The 16,862-nt window shown below is 72.9% G+C and carries 16 protein-coding genes; 5 read left to right on the forward strand and 11 right to left on the reverse strand.

The genetic code is table 11. The annotated features are described in order from the left end of the window. Positions 1 to 187: 187 nt before the first annotated feature. Positions 188 to 1,129, forward strand: coding sequence for a 5'-3' exonuclease (locus ACFV4N_RS20575; RefSeq protein ID WP_499674159.1), 942 nt, complete (start codon positions 188 to 190; stop codon positions 1,127 to 1,129). A 327-nt stretch (positions 1,130 to 1,456) separates the two neighbouring features. On the opposite strand, the gene ACFV4N_RS20580 is transcribed toward ACFV4N_RS20575, so the two are convergent. The 3 genes from ACFV4N_RS20580 to ACFV4N_RS20590 all read right to left on the reverse strand — a co-directional run bounded on the left by ACFV4N_RS20580 (position 1,457) and on the right by ACFV4N_RS20590 (position 6,524). Continuing rightward, complete coding sequence (locus ACFV4N_RS20580) at positions 1,457 to 2,668, reverse strand: GNAT family N-acetyltransferase (RefSeq protein ID WP_499674160.1); 1,212 nt, start codon at positions 2,666 to 2,668, stop codon at positions 1,457 to 1,459. Between the two features lie 290 nt (positions 2,669 to 2,958). Continuing rightward, positions 2,959 to 3,660 carry a DUF4333 domain-containing protein gene (locus ACFV4N_RS20585; protein ID WP_499674161.1) on the reverse strand — a complete coding sequence of 234 codons (702 nt, stop codon included), beginning with the start codon at positions 3,658 to 3,660 and terminating at the stop codon, positions 2,959 to 2,961. A gap of 98 nt (positions 3,661 to 3,758) precedes the next feature. Beyond that, positions 3,759 to 6,524 (reverse strand): DEAD/DEAH box helicase, encoded by a 2,766-nt coding sequence (locus ACFV4N_RS20590; RefSeq protein WP_499674162.1) that lies wholly within the window; start codon positions 6,522 to 6,524, stop codon positions 3,759 to 3,761. 127 nt (positions 6,525 to 6,651) lie between these two features. On the opposite strand from ACFV4N_RS20590, the gene ACFV4N_RS20595 reads away from it, so the two are divergent. Next, complete coding sequence (locus tag ACFV4N_RS20595; protein ID WP_499674163.1) at positions 6,652 to 7,134, forward strand: hypothetical protein; 483 nt, start codon at positions 6,652 to 6,654, stop codon at positions 7,132 to 7,134. A gap of 108 nt (positions 7,135 to 7,242) precedes the next feature. Here ACFV4N_RS20595 and ACFV4N_RS20600 read toward each other — a convergent pair whose 3' ends face one another. The 7 genes from ACFV4N_RS20600 to pafA all read right to left on the reverse strand — a co-directional run bounded on the left by ACFV4N_RS20600 (position 7,243) and on the right by pafA (position 13,398). Beyond that, positions 7,243 to 8,142: a diacylglycerol/lipid kinase family protein gene (locus tag ACFV4N_RS20600; protein ID WP_499674164.1), complete on the reverse strand. Its 900-nt coding sequence runs from the start codon at positions 8,140 to 8,142 to the stop codon at positions 7,243 to 7,245. 18 nt (positions 8,143 to 8,160) lie between these two features. Further along, positions 8,161 to 9,066, reverse strand: coding sequence for a twin-arginine translocase subunit TatC (tatC, locus tag ACFV4N_RS20605; protein ID WP_499674175.1), 906 nt, complete (start codon positions 9,064 to 9,066; stop codon positions 8,161 to 8,163). Between the two features lie 116 nt (positions 9,067 to 9,182). After that, the gene (tatA, locus tag ACFV4N_RS20610; RefSeq protein WP_499674165.1) at positions 9,183 to 9,524 is read right to left on the reverse strand and encodes a Sec-independent protein translocase subunit TatA; all 342 of its coding nucleotides are present in this window, start codon (positions 9,522 to 9,524) and stop codon (positions 9,183 to 9,185) included. Further along, on the reverse strand, positions 9,517 to 9,783 hold the full coding sequence (locus tag ACFV4N_RS20615) for a bacteriophage holin (RefSeq protein WP_499674166.1): 267 nt from the start codon (positions 9,781 to 9,783) through the stop codon (positions 9,517 to 9,519). The genes tatA and ACFV4N_RS20615 overlap by 8 nt, the downstream gene beginning before the upstream one ends. Positions 9,784 to 9,801: 18 nt before the next feature. Then, on the reverse strand, positions 9,802 to 10,773 hold the full coding sequence (locus ACFV4N_RS20620) for a helix-turn-helix transcriptional regulator (RefSeq protein WP_499674167.1): 972 nt from the start codon (positions 10,771 to 10,773) through the stop codon (positions 9,802 to 9,804). Next, complete coding sequence (locus tag ACFV4N_RS20625) at positions 10,770 to 11,771, reverse strand: helix-turn-helix transcriptional regulator (protein ID WP_499674168.1); 1,002 nt, start codon at positions 11,769 to 11,771, stop codon at positions 10,770 to 10,772. Before ACFV4N_RS20625 ends, ACFV4N_RS20620 begins: the two co-directional genes overlap by 4 nt. Positions 11,772 to 12,039: 268 nt before the next feature. After that, complete coding sequence (pafA, locus tag ACFV4N_RS20630) at positions 12,040 to 13,398, reverse strand: Pup--protein ligase (RefSeq protein WP_499674169.1); 1,359 nt, start codon at positions 13,396 to 13,398, stop codon at positions 12,040 to 12,042. A gap of 91 nt (positions 13,399 to 13,489) precedes the next feature. On the opposite strand from pafA, the gene ACFV4N_RS20635 reads away from it, so the two are divergent. Beyond that, on the forward strand, positions 13,490 to 14,911 hold the full coding sequence (locus ACFV4N_RS20635) for a bifunctional phosphatase PAP2/diacylglycerol kinase family protein (RefSeq protein WP_499674170.1): 1,422 nt from the start codon (positions 13,490 to 13,492) through the stop codon (positions 14,909 to 14,911). 38 nt (positions 14,912 to 14,949) lie between these two features. Continuing rightward, the gene (locus ACFV4N_RS20640) at positions 14,950 to 15,846 is read left to right on the forward strand and encodes a bifunctional helix-turn-helix transcriptional regulator/GNAT family N-acetyltransferase (protein ID WP_499674171.1); all 897 of its coding nucleotides are present in this window, start codon (positions 14,950 to 14,952) and stop codon (positions 15,844 to 15,846) included. A 54-nt stretch (positions 15,847 to 15,900) separates the two neighbouring features. On the opposite strand, the gene ACFV4N_RS20645 is transcribed toward ACFV4N_RS20640, so the two are convergent. After that, positions 15,901 to 16,125: a hypothetical protein gene (locus ACFV4N_RS20645; protein ID WP_499674172.1), complete on the reverse strand. Its 225-nt coding sequence runs from the start codon at positions 16,123 to 16,125 to the stop codon at positions 15,901 to 15,903. Positions 16,126 to 16,587: 462 nt separating this feature from the next. Between ACFV4N_RS20645 and ACFV4N_RS20650 the strand changes: the two genes are divergently transcribed. Continuing rightward, the gene (locus ACFV4N_RS20650) at positions 16,588 to 16,833 is read left to right on the forward strand and encodes a hypothetical protein (protein WP_499674173.1); all 246 of its coding nucleotides are present in this window, start codon (positions 16,588 to 16,590) and stop codon (positions 16,831 to 16,833) included. The last annotated feature ends 29 nt before the right edge of the window (positions 16,834 to 16,862 follow it).

Raw genomic sequence — 16,862 nt, forward strand, 5'->3', positions numbered from 1 at the left:
CCACGCCCTCCCCCCACCCGCTCACCCTCCCCCGCTCCCCTCACCACCACCGACCCTCACCCCTCTCCACCCCTCCCTCCTTCCATCCCGCCCGCCGCTCCCTTCCCTCCCTCCCCCTCTGGCGAGTTATCCACAGGCAGCCGCCGGGGCCGTTCGACTGTCGGTGATCTCTGGCAAGCTCTCCCCCGTGAGCAACCCGCTGGTCCTGATGGACGCCGCCAGCCTGTACTTCCGGGCGTTCTACGCGCTGCCGGAGTCGATGACCGCCCCGGACGGCACCCCGGTGAACGCGGTGCGCGGGTTCGTCGACACCATCGCCAAGGTCATCACCGACCGCAAAGCGAGCCGGCTGGTGGCGTGCCTGGACGCGGACTGGCGGCCGGAGTTCCGGGTCACCGCCCTGCCGTCGTACAAGGCGCACCGGGTCGCCCAGGGCGCCGCCGACGGCGAGGAGGAAGTGCCCGACGCCCTCACCCCACAGGTGCCGATCATCCTCGACGTGCTCGACGCGGTCGGCATCGCGACCGCCGAGGCGGAGGGCTACGAAGCCGACGACGTCATCGGCACCCTGACCGCCCGCGAGACCACCGACCCGGTCGAGGTGATCACCGGTGACCGCGACCTGTTCCAGGTCGTCCGCGACGAGCCGACCCCGGCGCGCGTGCTCTACCTGGGTCGGGGCTGGGCCAAGGCGGAGCTGATCGGCCCGCAGGAGCTGGCCGCCAAGTACGGGCTGCCCGCAGCCGACGCCGGTGCGGCCTACGCGGGAATGGCCGTGCTGCGCGGCGACCCGTCGGACGGCCTGCCGGGCGTGGCGGGCATCGGCGAGAAGACGGCCGCGAAGCTGATCACCGAGTTCGGCTCGCTCCAAGCCGTGCTCGACGCCGTGCACGACGGTCGCGACCGCAAGCTCACCACCCGCGCCCGCAACGCCCTGCTGGCCGCCCAGGACTACCTCGCGGCAGCCCCGACGGTGGTCAACGTGGCCACCGACGCCAACGTGGTGCTCGACCGGTCGGACGAGGTCCCTGCCGCGCCGGTCGATCCCGACCGCGTGGCCGAGCTGACCAAGCGGTGGGGCCTGGGCAGCTCCGTGCCGCGGTTGGTGAACGCGCTCGAACGCCGCTGACCGTCCAGCCGCCCGGCGCGATGGCACTCACTGTGATCAAGTCTCGCCGCGGCAAGACTCGGGGCGGCAAGACTTGGAGCAGCGGGATTTGAGGCGGCGGGCGCGGGGCGGCGGGCACGGGGCGGCGGGGCACGGGCAGCGGGGCACGGGGTGATCGGGCTTGGCGCGGTCAGGCTTGGGAGATCGAGCGGCGCGGCTCGAGGACTCCGGGAGTGAGGGCTCCGGAGTGGAGGTCGAACGGCGCGGCTCGAGGGTTCCCGGCGTGAGGGCTTCGGGGCGTGAGGGCTTCGGGGCCGACGCTCGGGCCGGTCCCGAAGCCCACCGGGCTCAGAAGTAGGTGCCGCACCACGGGATCTCGGGCACCGCGAACAGGGCGTCCGCTCGAGCCGGCGCGTCCGGTGCCACCACGTCCAGCCTGCGGGTCGACGCCAGGGCGGAGAACGGCACGTCACCCAGGTACGCCGAGGCCAGGACGTCCACGTCGAGCACCAGTTCGGGCGCGTCGGGCACCCGGCTGACCCCGTCGGCCGACACCCGGTACGTGCCGGTGTTGTCGGGCAGGTAGTTGTCTCGCACGCCGATCAGCACGGGGGGCGTGCCGTCGCGGTACGTGCGCGCGCTCAGCGCCGCCGGGACGTCGACCAGCCGCAGCCACGTCTCGTCCTCCTCGGTCGTGGTCCTACAGGCGCGGCGGTCGCCCAGGAGCCACTCGACGGGCTCGTCCAGCGGGCGGCCGTGGGCGGTCACCTCGGTCACCAGGTCGACGCCCAGCGCGAACAGCCACAGGTCGGCCCACGCCTCCGGCGTGCGGGCCCACAGGTCCATCACGTCCAGGGTGGTCGGCTTGCCCTCGGCCGCGTCGTGCACGCCGGGCTTGACCTTGTAGACCAGGTAGCCGTCGTCCTCGCCGCCCGACGACCTCACGGCGATCCGCGGCCGCTCGTCGCGCGACGGGTTGCGGAAGTTCAGCGACCACCACGCCGGCCACCGCCCGATCGTCCCCGCCCGGCGCGGCGCCACCCCCTCGTACAGCGAGCGCGCGATCCCCTCGCCCTGCTCCAGGTCGACCAGCCGCACCCGACCGGCGATCCGCGTGCGGGGCCTGGCGCGCGACCGGTCGATCCGCACGGTCCGGTAGCGCGTGGCCACCCCGTACCCGAACCGGCCGTAGATCAGCGACTCCGACGCGCGCAACGTCGCCACCACGTCACCCGACTCGACGAACGAGCGCAATTGCGCCCGTTGCAGCGCGCTCAGCACCCCGCGACGCGTCCAGTCCGCCCGCACGCCGACCCTCGACACGGCCGCGTGCGGCACCACCGCGCCACCCGGCAGGGCCATCTGCGAGGAGAACGCCTGCACCGTCCCGATCAGCTCGTCATCGGCGAACGCGCCGAACGCCCGTCCCGACTCGTAGGAACCCCGGGCGAACTTCCACCCGTCGTCGTCCGCGGGCGGGTAGTGGAGGGTGCCCCGGAACAGCGTGTGCGCGGCGCGGTACTGCGAGTCGTCGAGGACGCGGATGTCGTGGTCGGTCACCAACGCATCCTGCCCCGAGATCGCAAGCAAGGCTAACGAGTTTTGGTCACAGGGAGGGGGAGGAGAGAGGGCGAGGGAGGGTACGGAGGAGGTCCCCGGAGAGGGGGGAGGGGAACTGGAGGAGAGGGGTAGGGAGGAGGGGGAAGGGAGGGTCGGAGCGGATGAGCGAGGACGTGCAGTGAGCGGGTGGAGAGGGGGCGGGCGGGAGAAGTCGTGGTACGGAAGAGCCGCCCCCTCGTGCACGAGGGGGCGGCTCCGGGAACTCCTCGACTCAGGCTCCGACCAAGGCCTCAGCCCGCCGGCTGGCCCACCTCGTACTCGCCGTCCTCCGTCTTCACCGTGATCTTGACGGTCTTGTCCTCACCGTCGATCTTCGCGGTGCACTCGAACGTGGTGTTCGGCTTGACCTCCTGGTCCGCCGGGCAGGTCGCGCTCTCCACGTCGGAAATCTTGTAGACGTCCGTCAGGATGGTCACGACCCCCTTCTGGACCTCCGCGTTGTCGAACACCTTCTTCTTGAAGAACCCCGGCGTGACGAAACCGGTGATGCCCACGGCCGCCACCACCAGGACCACCAGCGCGACCACCACCCACAGCACCGCGCCCGACTTCTTCTTCTGCGGCGGCTGCCCGTACTGGCCCTGCTGGCCGTACTGCTGGTACTGCCCGTACTGACCCTGGCCGGGCTGGCCGAACTGGCCCTGCTGCGGCTGCCCGTACGGGTTGGACTGCGGGTTCTGCTCGTACCCGCCGGGGTACTGCTGTGGCGGGTACGGCTGCTGGGCCTGCTGCCCCCACTGCTGCTGCTGCGACGGGTCCTGCTGGCCCCACTGCTGCTGCTGTTGCTGCGACGGATCCGGCTGCCCGTAGGGGTTGGGCTGCTGAGCGGGGAAACCACCCGACGGCGTGCCGGGGTACCCACCACCGTAGGGCTGCTGGCCCCACTGCGGCTGCGGGTCGTTCCCTCCGGACGGTCCGTACGGACTGGTCATGCTCGGCCTCCGACGGTCGTGACGGAAAAAATCTGGGCTTGCGGGCGCGATCAAACCACAGGTGTCGACACCGTACCCACCCACCCCGCAAAGCTTTGTCAAACGGTGGCCATCGCCACCACCCCGCGCCGCAGCGCGTCCACCGCCTTCCGGGCCGTCGCGCCGACCGGGTCGCCCCCGCCGACCACGTCCCGGATCTGGTCCAGGAAATCGATCACCTGACGGCACCAGCGCACGAAATCACCCGCGCCCAACTCGTTGCCGTTCTCCTCCGCCGAGGACAACACCTTCTCCAACGACTCGCCCCGCGCCCACCGGTACACCGGCCACGCGAACCCCGGATCGGGCTGCCGCGTCCGGTCCAACCGGTGCCGCCGCTCGTCGTCCTCCAACTCCGCCCACAACCGCGCCGTCGCCATCATCGCGTCCGACACCCGCCCCGGCGGCAACCGCGTCTCCAACGGCCCGTCCCGCCGCGCCTCGTACACCAGCGCCGACACCACCGCCGCCAACTCCGCCGGCTCCAGGCCCCGCCACACCCCGTGCCGCAGGCACTCCGCCGCCAACAGGTCCGACTCGCTGTAGATCCTGGTCAACCGCTTCCCGTGCTCGGTGACCTCCTCGCCCGGACCGCCCTCCTCCGCGTGCAGGTAACCCCGCTCCCGCAACAAACCCCGGATCCGGTCGAACTCCCGCGCCAACGAGTGCGTCGTCGCCGCGACCTTCCGCTCCAACTGCTCCGTCTCCGCCAACAACCGGTGGTACCGCTCACCCCACCGCGCGTGGTCCTCGCGCTTCTCGCACCCGTGGCACGGGTGCGCCCGCAACGCCCGCCGCAACGCCGCCAACTCCGCGTCGTCGTCCGCCGTCGACCGCCGCCTCCGCACCACCGGCGCCACGATCCCCGTGTTCCGCAACGACGACGCCAGGTCCCGCCGCGACCTCGGCGACCGCGTGTCCACCTGCCGCGGCAGCTTCAACCGCCCCAACACCTCCACCGGCACCGGGAAGTCCGCCGACGACAACCGACCCGCCCACCGGTCCTCCGTCACCACCAGCGGCCGCGCCTCGCCCAACGGCTCCAACCCCGGGTCGATCACCACCGCCAACCCCGACCGGCGCCCCGACGGCACCGCGATCACGTCACCCTTGCGCAACCGCTCCAGCGACGCCGCCGCCTCCGCCCGCTTCGCCGAACTGTTCTGCCTGGCCAGCGCCTTCTCCCGGTCCGCGACCCGCCGGCGCAGCGACGCGTACTCCGAGAAATCACCCAGGTGGCAGCTCATCGACTCCGCGTACCCGACCAGCGCCTCCCGGTTCCGCTCGATCCGCCGGGCCGAACCCACCACCGACCGGTCCGCCTGGAACTGCGCGAACGACTGCTCCAGGATCTCCCGCGCCGCCGCCGCACCCAACTGGTGCACCAGGTTGACCGCCATGTTGTAGCCCGGCCGGAACGACGACCGCAGCGGGTACGTGCGCGTCGACGCCAGACCCGCCACCGCCTTCGGGTCCACCCCCGGCTGCCACACCACCACCGCGTGACCCTCGACGTCGATGCCACGCCGCCCCGCACGCCCCGTGAGCTGCGTGTACTCCCCCGGCGTCAGGTCGACGTGCGCCTCGCCGTTGTACTTGACCAGCTTCTCCAGCACCACCGTCCGCGCCGGCATGTTGATGCCCAGCGCCAACGTCTCGGTCGCGAACACCACCTTCACCAGCCCGCGGACGAACAGCTCCTCCACCGTCTCCTTGAACGCCGGCAGCAACCCCGCGTGGTGGCTCGCGATCCCCCGCTCCAACGCCTCCCGCCACTCCCAGTAGCCGAGCACCATCAGGTCGCTCTGCGGCAGGTCCCGCGTCTTCTCCTCGATGACGTCGCGGATCTCCTCGACCTCGTCGTTCGAGTTCAACCGCAACCCCGCGCGCACGCACTGCTGCACCGCCGCGTCACAACCCGCCCGGCTGAACACGAAGTCGATCGCCGGCAGCAACCCCGCCGCGTCCAACCGCTGCACCACGTCCACCCGCGACGGCGGCTTGAACCCCGTCGACCGCGGCGCCGACCGACCCCGGTCCTTGTTGCCCCGGCCCCGGCTCCACGGCAGGTGGTAGCGCGACAGGTCGTCGGTGTGGCGCAGCAACTGCGGGTTGATCCGGTTGTGCCCGTCCGGGCCCTCGCCCGCGAACAGGTCCATCATCCGGTTGCCCGCCAGCATGTGCTGCCACAGCGGCACCGGCCGGTGCTCGTCCACCACCACCGTGGTGTCACCCCGCACCTCGACCAGCCACTCGCCGAACTCCTCGGCGTTGCTCACCGTCGCCGACAGGCCCACCAGCCGCACCGACTCCGGCAGGTGCAGGATCACCTCCTCCCACACCGGGCCGCGGAACCGGTCCGCCAGGTAGTGGATCTCGTCCATCACCACGTAGGCGAGCCCGTTCAGGGTCGACGACCCCGAGTAGAGCATGTTCCGCAGCACCTCGGTGGTCATCACCACGATCGGCGCGTCACCGTTGACCGAGGTGTCGCCGGTGAGCAGGCCCACCTTCTGCTGGCCGTACCGGTCGACCAGGTCCGCGTACTTCTGGTTCGACAGCGCCTTGATGGGCGTCGTGTAGAAGCACTTGCGGCCCTCGGCCAGGGCCATGTGCACGGCGAACTCGCCGACGACGGTCTTGCCCGCGCCGGTCGGCGCGCACACCAGCACGCCGTGCCCGTCCTCCAGCGCCTCGCACGCGCGCCGCTGGAACGGGTCGAGCTCGAAGGAGATCACCGAGAGGAAGTCGGTCAGCTTGGGCCGGGCGGAGCGGCGGCGGTAGTCCGCGTACTGGTCGGCCGGTGACCGGGAGGAGCTTGACACCTGTCCAGGCTGTCACATGGGGCCGACAAAATCCTTCCGGATCCGCGCGCGGCCCCGGAACTTCGTTTTAAATCAACACTGAAGCTATGGAGACCACTGGGTCGGGTCTTGCGGCACACTCGGGGGCGTGGCGCCGATTCCGCTGCGGGACGGCGACCTCCGGTGGGTGTTCCCCCGCCTCGGTGAGGTCGAGCCCGTCCTGGACGTGCTGAACACCGCGACCGCCCTGGTCGAGCGGCTGGCGGTCCACCTGGGCGACCCCGGGGGCGGACTGGTGTTCGCCCACCTGCCGGGTGCGCCCTACGCGGGCCTGGCCGGTGTCGCCCGCACCGAGGAGCTGGCCTTCGAGCTGCACCTGTCGGTGCCGTGCGACGCCCGCGGCCGGGCCGGCCGGCCGCCGCCCTGGCTGGTGGACGGCGAGATCTCGATCCGCTGCGACGCGATCAGCGACTGCGGCCGGCACGAGCTGGAGAGCCTGGAGTCGGAGTGCGGCACGCCGGCCGAGGCCGCCGGCGGCGTGCTGTCCGTCGCCGGGTGGCTGCTCAGCCGCGCCACCACCGTGCCGCCGACCGGCTGGCGGGAGCGCGACGTGCTCAGCAGGCACCGCTGAGCGCAGGCCCTCCGGGGCGGCCCCCGGCGCCCTCCGGCAGGCGCCCGGCGGGTCCTCAGCGCCCTTGGGCAGCTCCTCGGCGCCCTTCGGGGGGTGCCCGGCGGGTCCTCAGCCGGTGCTCACGGCCGTCAGCGCGCCCGGCACGCACTCGACCTCCAGGGCCGCCGCGCCCAGCGGCTCCTCGCGCAGCCGCTCACCGTCCGCGTAGGCCACCCAGGGCGGCCCGGACAGCCGCACCGACCTGGCCCGGAACGTGCGCACCGCGGGGTGCCCGACGTGCCGGCCGGTGCGCAGCGTGGGCAGCATCCGCAGCAGGGTCCGCCGGGGCGTCGCGGCCACCACGGTCAGGTCGAGCAGGCCGTCGGTGAGGGAGGCGTCCGGGCACACCGGGATGCCGCCGCCGTAGCTGGTGGTGTTGCCGACCGCGACCAGCAGCGCGTCCAGCTCCACCACCCGGTCCTCGGTCTCCACCACCAGCGGCCGGGGGCGCAGCGCCGCCAGCTCGGCGAGGATGGCCAGGTCGTAGCGGCGCGGACCGGCGGGCCAGCGCATCGCGTTCGCCCGCTCGTTGACCGCCGAGTCGAACCCCGCGCACAGCACGGTCGCGAACCACGGGCCGCCGGCCACCCGCCCGAGGTCCAGCGGGCGGCGGGCGCCGTCGCGCAGCGCGGCCACCACGTCGTCCGCGGACGTCGCGCCCAGGGCCGCGGCCAGGTCGTTCCCGGTGCCGGCGGGCACCACGGCCAGCGCCGTGGACGTGCCCGCGCACGCCTGCACGCCCAGGTGGGCCGCGCCGTCGCCGCCGAGCACGACCAGCACGTCCACCCCGTCCGCGACGGCGTCGCGCGCCACCCTGGCGGTGCCCTCGGCCGAGGTCGCCACGTGCAGGTCCAGGCGGTCGACCACCTCCCGCAGCGCGGCCGCCACCGAACCCGCGACGCGCGCGGCCCTGCCCTTGCCCGAGGCCGGGCACACCAGCAGGGCCGCCCGCGTCGACGTCGTCGTCATGGCCGGTGAGCCTACGGATCAGGTGGCGTCGTCGTACCGCACCCGCTGCGGTTCCGGCGCGGGCGCGGGAGCCGCCACCGGCTCGGGCTCCTCGACCTGCGACGGCGTGTAGTCGAACGGGGCCGCCTCGTCGTCGGGCACGTCGTCCCAGCCCAGCTCACCGCGCTTGCGCGCGGCCCGCCTGTCGTGGACCCGGGAGATCTGGATGGCCAGCTCGAACAGCAGCGTCAGCGCGATCGCCAGCGCCACCATCGAGATCGGGTCGGTGCCCGGCGTCGCGACCGCGGCGAAGATGAACAGGCCGAACACGATGCCGCGCCGCCACTTGCTCAGCTTCTCGTAGGGCAGCACGCCGACCCGGTTGAGCATCACCACGACCAGCGGCAGCTCGAAGCTCACGCCGAAGATCAGCAGCAGCGTCAGCAGGAAGCTCACGTAGTCGCCCGCGGTGAGCGCGGTGATGAACTGGCCGTCACCGAAGCCGACCAGCACCACCAGGCCCTGCGGCACGACGAAGAACGCCAGCGTGGCGCCCACGACGAACAGCACCGAGGCGATCGACACGAAGGCCAGCGCGAAGCGCCGCTCCTTGGCGTACAGGCCCGGCGAGATGAACCGCCACACCTGGTACAGCCACAGCGGGGCGGTCAGCGCCATGCCCACGCCGGTGCCGACCTTCAGGCGGATCATGAAGACCTCGAACGGCTGGGTCTGCAGGAGCTGGCAGCCCTGGCCGACCTGGGTGAGCCGCTGGTCCTCCGGGATGGCGCAGTAGGGCGTGGTGATGATCTCGCCCAGGCTCGGCACCGGGCCCGCGATGTCCCAGCCCCACCAGATGAAGCCGAAGATCGCGCCGCCCGCGATGAACAGCAGCGCCCAGGCCAGCCTGTTCCGCAGCTCGTACAGGTGGTCCTTGAGCGACATCGTGCCGTCGGGGTTGCCCCGGCGGCTCGTGAGTTTGCGGCGCTCCCGGCGCTGGGACCACCACCGGACCGGACTTGCCCCCACCGTGCGGACCGTCCTTCGGCTCTAGTCGGTGCTCAGTTGGTGTTCTGCTTGTTCTGGAGCGTCTGCTCGATCGGCGGGGCCACCTGCGGCTGCTGCACCGGCTGGGCGACGGGCTGCTGCGCCACGGGCTGCTGGACCACCGGCTGCTGGACGACCGGCTGCTGGGCCGGCGGGAGCTGCTGGACCGGCTGCTGCACGGGCTGCGCCTGGGCCGCCTGCTGCTCCTCGTCGGTGCGCAGGCCCTTGGTCTCGGCCTTGAGGATCTTCGCCGAGCGGCCGATCGAGCGCGCCATGTCGGGCAGCTTCTTCGCACCGAACAGCAGGATGATCACCACGGCGATGATGATCAGCTCGGTAGGTCCGAGGTTAGGCACGGTTGTCCTCCTGTCTCCCCCGGTCCACCGATGGTACGCGGGGCTCGCCCTGGCGGGCTCGGTCCGGACGCCGCTCGGCGAGGGCCACCCCGAGCGCGGCGAACCGCGCCCGCAGCAGACCCGCGCCGTCGCCGACCCTGTCACCCACCAGGGTGCTTGCGGCGCGGAAGCGGCGCAATGCCCCGACCACCCGAACCCCCAGCGCGACGAGCACGACGAGGCCGAGGGCGATCAGGACCAGGGACGGCAGGTACGGCACTGCTCCACCGTAGCGGGCTCAGGTTGCCGGGAGGTGATCCGCCCGGCGCAACGCCGCCTCGGCCTGCCGGGTCACCTCGGCCACCAGGTCGGCGGGTTCCTCCACGTGCACCTCGCCGCCCAGGCCGAGCAGCAGCCGCACCATCCAGGCGGTGTCGGCGTACCGCATGAGCACCCGGGCGCGGCCGTCGCCCAGTTCGACCAGGCCGTCCGTCGGGTAGTACTCCGACACCCAGCGGGCGTCCGGTTCGAGCACCAGCACGGCCGTCCGCTGCGACGGGTCCGGCTGGAACAGCCCCTCCGAGGTGTCGGTGGGCGTGGCGTGGGGCGGCGGCGCGGCGGGCTCGTCCAGCACCTCGACCGCGTCGATCCGGTCGAGGCGGAACAGCCGCACGCCGTCGGCCGCGCGGCACCACGCCTCCAGGTAGCCGCGCCCCTCGACCAGCAGCATCCGCATCGGGTCCACGACCCGCTCGGTGATCTCGTCCCGCGACGGGGTGTAGTACCGCAGGTGCAGGGCGCGCTTGCGCAGCAGGCCGTCGGACACCGCGTCGCGCACGCGGGCGGTCTCGGGCGCCTCGTGCACGGCCAGGCCGACGGCCACGCCGGCGGGTCGCGCCTGGCCCACCGCGGCCTCGATCTTGGCCGCCGCCCGCTGCACGGCGTCCTGGTCGGCCACGCCCGGCGTGTCGGCCAGCGCCCGCAGCGCCACCAGCAGCGACGTCGCCTCGGCCGCGGTCAGCCGCAGCGGGCGGCTCATGCCCGCGTCGAAGGTCACGGTGACCGTGTCGCCCTCGAACGACAGGTCGATCAGGTCGCCGGGCCCGTAGCCGGGCAGGCCGCACATCCACAGCAGTTCGAGGTCCTTGCGGACCTGCTTGGGCGTGACCTCGAAGTCCTCGGCGACCTCGTCGATCGGGACGCCGGGCCGGGCCAGCAGGTACGGCACCAGGGCGAGCAGCCGGGGCAGCCGGTCCGTGGAGGCGGTCACGCGCGCACCCCCGCCCCGCTCAGCCCCGCACCGCGCAGCGCGCCCAGCAGCTTCTCCCGCACCGTCTTGGCCAGCACGTCCGGTTCCAGCACCACCACGTCCGCGCCGAAGCCGGCGATCCAGGTCGCCGCCGAGTCCGGGTAGCGCAACTGCACCTCCAGCAGGTCGCCGGGCTCGCCGTCGAACTCCTGCTCGCCGACCAGCCGGGCCCGCCGGCGCAGGCCCTGGCCGCGGCCCTTGGCCACCCACAGCCTGGCCCTGGTCGCGCTCTCGTCGGGCGCGGGCTGGTTGCGGGCCACGAACGACAGCAGGTCCACCTGCTCGGGCGGGCGCACCGCGCCGGGCTTGCCGACCTGGCGCACGTCGCCGACGATCCGGGACAGCCGGAAGCAGCGGGGCGCGCCCCGGTCGCGGTCCTGGCCGACGACGTACCAGCGGCCGCGCCAGGCGACCACGCCCCACGGCTCCACGGTGCGCCGCTGGACGTCGACCGAGGCGGTCTTGCGGTAGTCGAACTCCACCACGCGCCCCTCCCGCACCGCGGCCAGCAGCGGCGGGAACGCGGGCTCGCTGGTGCGGACCTTCGGCTCGACCGGGACGTGCACGTCCTGGTCGACGTCGACGCCCGCGGCGCGGAGCTTGATCAGCGCGCCGTGGGCGGCGCCGGTGAACTGCGGCGAGTCCCACAGGCGGGCGGCCAGCGCCACGGCGGCCGCCTCGTCGGGCTCCAGGTCGATGTCGCCCAGCTCGTAGTCGCGGCGGGCGATGCGGTACCCGTCGACCGTGTCGAAGGCCGTGCTGCGACCGGTCTCCAGGGGCACGCCGAGGTCGCGCAGCTCGGTCTTGTCGCGTTCGAACATGCGGAAGAACGCCTCGTCCGTCGCGGCGTCGGCGTAGCCGGGGACGATGGCGCGGATGCGCTCGGCGGTCAGGTACTGCCGGGTCGACAGCAGGCAGAGCACCAGGTTGACGAGCCGTTCGGCACGTGCGATGGCCACCAGAGCACCCTAACCCCGAACGGACCGGAGGTGACGGGGCACCCGTGGGTGAACGGACCATTCACCCGCGGGCGCCCCTCGGTCACGGCCGGACCAGCACACCTCCGCGCGGGCCGGGTGCCGGGAGGCCGGACCGCGGGCCGCCGGGTCCGGTGACGCGGCGGCGTGCGGCGTGGCCAGCGGGGCCGCGGCCGTGGCCGCCACCGCGGCCACGGCGGGGGGCTCTTCACGAGGTGCGGGCCTCGTGAAGAGCCCCCCGCCGACACCGCTAGAGGGACGAGATCAGCCGCTCCACGCGCTCGTCCACGGCCCGGAACGGGTCCTTGCACAGCACGGTGCGCTGCGCCTGGTCGTTCAGCTTCAGGTGCACCCAGTCGACGGTGAAGTCGCGGCCCGCGGCCTGCGCGGCGGCGATGAAGTCGCCGCGCAGCTTGGCCCGCGTGGTCTGCGGCGGGGTGTCCTTGGCGGCCTCGATCTCGCCGTCGTCGGTCACCCGGTCCACCTGCCCCTTGCGCTGGAGCAGGTCGAAGACGCCGCGTCCGCGCCGGATGTCGTGGTAGGCGAGGTCGAGCTGGGCGATGCGCGCGTTGGACAGGTCCATGTCGTGCTTGGCCTGGTAGCGCTCCATCAGCCGGTGCTTGATGGCCCAGTCGATCTCGCGGTCGATCTTGGACAGGTCCTGCGCCTCGACCGCGTCCAGCGTGCGGCCCCACAGCTCCAGCACCCGCTCGGCCATCGGGTCCGGCGCCCGCTTGGCCACGTGGTCCACGGCCCGCTCGTAGTACTCGCGCTGGATGTCCAGCGCCGAGGCCTCCTTGCCGCCCGCCAGGCGCACGGTGCGGCGGCCGGTGAGGTCGTGGCTGATCTCGCGGATCGCCCGGATCGAGTTGTCCAGGCTGAAGTCGCGGAACTGGACGCCCTGCTCGATCATCTCCAGGACCAGGTTCGTGCTGCCCACCTTGAGCAGCGTGGTCACCTCGGACATGTTCGAGTCGCCGACGATGACGTGGAGCCTGCGGTAGCGCTCGGCGTCGGCGTGCGGCTCGTCGCGGGTGTTGATGATGGGCCTCGACCGGGTGGTGGCGCTGGACACGCCCTCCCAGATGTGCTCGGCCCGCTGCGACAGGCAGTAGACCGCTCCGCGCGGCGTCTGGAGCACCTTGCCCGCGCCGCAGATCAGCTGCCTGGTCACCAGGAACGGCAGCAGGACGTCGGCGATGCGGGAGAACTCCCCCGCCCTCGCGACCAGGTAGTTCTCGTGGCAGCCGTAGGAGTTGCCCGCGGAGTCGGTGTTGTTCTTGAACAGGAAGATGTCCCCGCCGATGCCCTCGTCGGCGAGCCTGCGCTCGGCGTCGACCAGCAGGTCCTCCAGGATCCGCTCGCCCGCCTTGTCGTGGGTCACGAGTTGGGCGAGGTCGTCGCACTCCGCCGTCGCGTACTCGGGGTGCGACCCCACGTCCAGGTAGAGCCGAGAGCCGTTCCGCAGGAAGACGTTCGACGAACGCCCCCACGAGACCACCCGGCGGAACAGATAACGCGCGACCTCATCCGGGGACAGCCTGCGCTGCCCGTGGAAGGTGCAGGTCACCCCGAACTCAGTCTCAATGCCGAAGATCCGCCGCTGCATCCTTCAACAGTAGGCGCATCCGGCGCTTTCCTCAGTGATCCAATCGGGCGGCACGCCAATTCCCCGATAACGTTCTCGTGTGCTCCGACGCGTGAGTGGCCTGGACTTGGCCCTGGTGAGACGGTCCGCGGCCCTGCGCGGGTCGGCCGTCGACCACGGCCTCAAGACGTTGTCGAAAGCGGCGAACCACAGCCTGTTGTGGCTCGTCATCGCGGGTGCGCTGGCCGCGCGCAAGGGCGTGACCAGGCGGGCGGCGCTGCGCGGGGTGGCCGCGATCGGCGGCGCGAGCTTCAGCGCCAGCCTGGTCGCCAAGCGGCTGTTCCCGCGCCGCAGGCCCGCCGCCGACCTGCTGCACGTGTCGCGCCGGCTGACCAAGCGGCCCACGTCGTCGTCGTTCCCGTCCGGGCACGCGGCGTCGGCGGCGGCGTTCACCACGGCCCTGGCCATGGAGTCGCCCGCCCTGGGCGCGGCGGTGGCGCCGGTCGCGGCGGCGGTGGCCTACTCGCGGGTCCACACGGGCGTGCACTGGCCCTCCGACGTGGCCGCGGGCGCCGCCATCGGGGTCGTCGCGGGCCTGGTCACGCGGCGCTGGTGGCCCCGGCACCGGGCGGACGCGGCGACGGCGCGCGAGCACGCGGCGCTGGAGCCGCTGGTCGACGGCGAGGGGCTGGTGGTCGTGGTCAACCCCGGCGCCGGGCTGGGCGGCGTCGACCAGACCGGGGCGATCGTGCGCGAGTGGCCGAAGGCGACCGTGGTCGACATCGACGACCTGGACGAGGTCGTCGCCGGGCACGAACCGCGCGCGCTGGGCGTGGCGGGCGGCGACGGCTCGGTGGCCGCGGTCGCGGCGCTGGCGGCGGCCCACCGGCTGCCCCTGGTGCTGGTGCCCGCCGGGACGCTCAACCACTTCGCCCGGGACGTGGGCGTGACGGGCCTGGCCGACAGCGCGCGGGCGGTCGCGGACGGCGACGGCGTGCTGGTCGACCTGGCGGCGGTCGCGGTCGACGGCGCGGGGCCCCGGTGGTTCGTCAACACCGCGAGCCTCGGCGGCTACCCCGACATGGTCCGCCTGCGCGAGCGGCTGCGGGACCGGTGGGGCAAGTGGCCCGCGGCGGCGATCGCGCTGTTCCAGGTGCTGCGCACGTCCCGGCCGCTGCGCGTGAAACTGAACGGCGAGCGGCTGCTGATCTGGGTGCTGTTCGTCGGCAACGGCCCGTACCTGCCGAAGGGGTTCGCGCCGACCACGCGCCCGGCGCTGGACGAGGGCCTGCTCGACGTCCGCTGCGTCCGCGCCGACCGGCGGCTGTCCCGGACGCGGTTCTTCATCGGGGCGCTGCTGGGGTCGCTGCACCGCAGCCGCACCTACCGGCAGGTCGAGACGCGGTGGCTGGACGTGCGGGTGCTGGACGGGGAGGTCGCGATCGCCACGGACGGCGAGGTCGGGCCGACCGGCTCGCGGTTCGAGTTCCGGTCCCGGCCCGCCTCACTGGGCGTCTACCGCCCGCGCGACTAAGGTTGACCCGGTCAACGGTAGCGTTGAAGGAGTCAACGATGACGGTCGCGGACGTGCGCGCGTTCAACCGCTTCTACACCCGCGTGATCGGCGTGCTCGACCGCGGCTACCTGCACTCGCCCTACTCGTTGACCGAGGTCAGGGTGCTGTTCGAGCTGGCGGGCGGCCCGTGCGAGGCGCCGGCGCTGCGCGCGTCCCTCGGCCTGGACGCGGGCTACCTCAGCCGCATCCTGGGCCGCTTCGAACGCGACGGCCTGGTCCACCGCGAACCCTCGCCGAACGACCCCAGGCGGCACGTCGTGGAGCTGACCGGGACCGGCCGCGAGGTGTTCGCCGGGTTGGACGAGCGGTCCGACGCCGGGATCGGGGCGCTGCTCGACGGGCTCGCGCCCGCGGACCGGGACGAGCTGGTCGCGGCCATGCGCAAGGTCGAACGCCTGCTCACCGGCGCGCCGCGCGCCTACCTGCTGCGCCCCCTGCGCCCCGGCGACCTGGGCTGGGTGGTGAACCGGCACGGCGTGCGGTACGCGGAGGAGTGCGGCTTCGACCAGACCTTCGAGGCCATGGTGGCGCGCGTGGCGGGTGAGTACGGGGAACGGCACGTGCCGGGGCGCGAGGCGGCGTGGATCGCGGAGGTCGACGGCGAGCCCGTGGGGTCGGTCTTCTGCGTGCGGGTGGACGACCGGACCGCCAAGCTGCGGATGCTGCTGGTCGAGCCGGCCGCCCGGGGCCTGGGCATCGGCGCCCGGCTGGTCGACGAGTGCCTGCGCTTCGCCCGCCGGGCCGGGTACGCGCGCATGGAGCTGTGGACGGTGGCGGGGCTGGCCGCGTCCCGGCACCTCTACGAGAAGGTCGGGTTCACCGTGGTGAAGAGCCGGCCGGAGCGGCTGTTCGGGCGGGACGTGGAGGCGCAGACCTGGGCGGTGGACCTGTAGGTCCGGGGCGGGCACGCGGAAGGGGCACCCGCGGACCGGGTGCCCCTGACCGCGTCAGCTCTGCCGCTCGGCCCTCTCTCCGGGACCCAGAGCACGTCGCACGATCAGCGCGATCAGCCCCAGCAGGCCGATCTGACCGGCGACCAGGCCGACGGTCGCCCACACGGGGAAGTCCACGGGGACGCCCCTCAGCGTGAGCACGGGGCTCACGACCACCCCGCTCATCACCAGCGCGAGGACCGCCGCGTTGAGCATTCGGGGCGCTTGGCTGGAGGGCACGGCCACTTCAACCTTGAGACCCGACTTCTCCACGCGCACTCGCGCTTCGCGGGTCGGCTCTTCCCAACCCGCCGGGTTGTCGGACCCGGGCACACCCGGGTCCGGCGGTGCGGCACTCATGGTGAAGTGCCCTTTCCTCTCCAGGCAGGAGAGCCCCCTGCGGGCCCCGCAAGCTGGAGACCACCTGGCAGCCGCGACTGCGCGGTCCGCGCCTCCCTCCACGCGGACCTCCCGATCAACCTCCCGATCGGGTCGCGGCATCCCGTGCGACGCGGCAGCACCGGGGTCGCGGAACAGGTGGTGTCCCGACCCCGCATCACGCGAGATGCCGTCAGCGTACACGAACGGTGCCTCTGCGCAACTAGATCGCCACAGATTCACCACACTTTGTGTGGCGGTACCGCCGGCCTCTGCCATACTGGCGACGGGGATGGACAGGAGCCGGGGAAAGAGGGTGCGCTGATGTCGTCGGTCGAGAGAACCGCGTCCGAGCGTCCGGCGGTGGTCGACCGGGTCAACGTGGCGCTGATCGCGGAAGCCGTCGAGGCGTTGGGCAGGCTCCAGGAGCGGACCGGGCTCAAGAAGGTCGACCTGGTCAACCGGGCGTTGCTGATCTACGAGTTCGTCGACGCGGAGATGCGCGCGGGCAACAAGGTGCTGCTGCGCGACCCCGAGGGCCGCGACCAGCTGGTGAAGATCTTCCTCTGAGACGCGCGAAGGCCCCCGGTCACCCGACC

The organism is Actinosynnema sp. NPDC059797 (assembly GCF_042732085.1).
Taxonomy (GTDB): Bacteria; Actinomycetota; Actinomycetes; order Mycobacteriales; family Pseudonocardiaceae; genus Actinosynnema.

What these genes read in the sequence shown, in the direction of transcription:
- ACFV4N_RS20600 (WP_499674164.1), bottom strand. Translation starts at nt 8,142, where the DNA reads ATGACGACGACGTCGACGCGGGCGGCCCTGCTGGTGTGCCCGGCCTCG.
- tatC (WP_499674175.1), bottom strand. Translation starts at nt 9,066, where the DNA reads ATGTCGCTCAAGGACCACCTGTACGAGCTGCGGAACAGGCTGGCCTGG.
- ACFV4N_RS20640 (WP_499674171.1), top strand. Translation starts at nt 14,950, where the DNA reads ATGACGGTCGCGGACGTGCGCGCGTTCAACCGCTTCTACACCCGCGTG.
- pafA (WP_499674169.1), bottom strand. Translation starts at nt 13,398, where the DNA reads ATGCAGCGGCGGATCTTCGGCATTGAGACTGAGTTCGGGGTGACCTGC.
- ACFV4N_RS20585 (WP_499674161.1), bottom strand. Translation starts at nt 3,660, where the DNA reads ATGACCAGTCCGTACGGACCGTCCGGAGGGAACGACCCGCAGCCGCAG.
- ACFV4N_RS20650 (WP_499674173.1), top strand. Translation starts at nt 16,588, where the DNA reads ATGTCGTCGGTCGAGAGAACCGCGTCCGAGCGTCCGGCGGTGGTCGAC.